Source organism: Candidatus Methylomirabilota bacterium (genome assembly GCA_036005065.1).
Lineage (GTDB): Bacteria > Methylomirabilota > Methylomirabilia > Rokubacteriales > DASRDR01 > DASYQW01.
In genome coordinates, this window is sequence record DASYQW010000009.1 from 1 (window position 1) to 1,724 (window position 1,724).

Here is a 1,724-nt window from a genome sequence, read left to right on the forward strand (position 1 = left end):
GCCCAGCCGTGCAGCGGCTGGAGGGCGATCGTCTTCAGGATCAGGAGGTCGACGGTGCCCTGCACGAGGTCGGTCGGCTTGCCCATGCGGTCCTCCCCTTGACTATCGACAAGAGTACGACGGGCTCTTGTCGACGGTCAAGGGGAGAGCGGAGACCGCCGGGGTTCGGGCTACTTCGGCTGCGGCACGATCCGGATGTAGGGCTTGGGCGCCTTCCAGCCGCCCGGGTACTTCTGCTTGGCCTCGTCGTCCGAGACCGAGCCGGCGATGATCACGTCCTCGCCGGCCTTCCAGTTCACCGGGGTGGCCACCTTGTGCTTGGCGGTGAGCTGTATGGAGTCGAGCACCCGCAGCACCTCGTCGAAGTTGCGCCCGGTGGTCATCGGGTAGGTGAGCGAGAGCTTGATCTTCTTGTCGGGGCCGACCACGAAGACCGAGCGGATGGTCGCGTTGTCGGCGGCCGTGCGCTTCCCGCCGGTCGCGTTGGGGTGGATCATGTCGTAGAGCTTCGCCACCTGCAGGTCGGCATCGCCGATGATGGGGTAGTTCGGCGCCGCGCCCTGGGTCTCCTCGATGTCCTTGGCCCACCGTTTGTGATCGTCCACGGGATCGATGCTCAGGCCGATCACCTTGGTGTTGCGCTTCTTGAACTCCGGCGCCAGCTTGGCCATGTAGCCGAGCTCGGTCGTGCACACCGGGGTGAAGTCCTTGGGGTGCGAGAAAAGCACGGCCCAGCTGTCTCCGATCCACTGGTGGAAGTCGATCTTCCCCTCGGTGGTCTCGGCCGTGAAGTTCGGGGCCTCGTCGCCTATACGCAATGCCATCAGGTCCTCCTCGAATGCATTATGGGACGGGGATTCTAGCTCTCCGGTTCCCTGAATGGGTACGCACGGCCGCTAAAATCAACCTGGGACGGCGTTTCGATGTTCGAACGCTACACGGAGCAGGCCCGCCGGGTGGTCTTCTTCGCCCGATACGAGGCCTCGGTCCTCGGGAGTCCCTGGATCGACACCGAGCATCTGCTGCTCGGCCTCCTGCGGGAAGCCGGGGGGGTCGCCAACCGGATCCTTCAGCGAAGGGAAGTGACCCATCAGCTCGTCCAGAAGGAAATCGAAGCCCGCCAGCCGCCCGGTCAGCCGGTCTCCACGGCGGTCGACATCCCGCTCACGCCGGCGGCCCAGCGCGTGCTCCAGCTCGCCGCCGAGGAGGCAGAACGGCTGAAGCTGGGCTACATCGGCACGGACCAGCTCTTCCTGGGCTTGATGCGGGAACAGGGGTCGCTGGCGGCGGACATCCTCGCGGAGAAGGGACTCCGGGTCGAGGAGGTCCGGGAGGAGATGCGCGTGCACTCCGCGGCTCGAGCCGATCCCGATCCCTCGCGGAACGCTTTCGACCGGCTCCTGGCATTCGTGGGAGACCTCGAGGATCGGCGCGCGGTGTATCAGGTCTCCTCGGTGCGGCGGGCGGCGCTGCGGGTGGACGTGGCCACTCCCGAGGGCTGGTGGGTGGTCACGTTCCTCCCGGACGCGCGGGTCGGGGTCGAGTCGCCCTCGCGACCGGGAGAGGTCGAAGGGCCAGCCGCGCTGGACCGCCTCCTCGAGCGGCTCGGCCCGCCGCGCCGCACCGGCGGCTGACCGCGGGGAGCCGACCTCACGATCGGGGCAGCGTCATGTTCCGTCATCGGCCGCGTTGTTACTGGTGAAGCCGGCCAGAATTGAGCCATG

2 protein-coding genes are annotated in these 1,724 nt (G+C 67.1%); one reads left to right on the forward strand and one right to left on the reverse strand.

Going from position 1 to position 1,724, the window contains the following annotated elements; translation table 11 throughout:
• Positions 1-170: 170 nt before the first annotated feature.
• A complete protein-coding gene (locus VGW35_00405; GenBank protein ID HEV8306097.1) occupies positions 171-824 on the reverse strand; it encodes a peroxiredoxin in 654 nt (217 codons plus the stop codon).
• A 99-nt stretch (positions 825-923) separates the two neighbouring features.
• Between VGW35_00405 and VGW35_00410 the strand changes: the two genes are divergently transcribed.
• Entirely contained in the window at positions 924-1,634 is a 711-nt protein-coding gene (locus VGW35_00410) for a Clp protease N-terminal domain-containing protein (GenBank protein ID HEV8306098.1), read from the forward strand.
• The last annotated feature ends 90 nt before the right edge of the window (positions 1,635-1,724 follow it).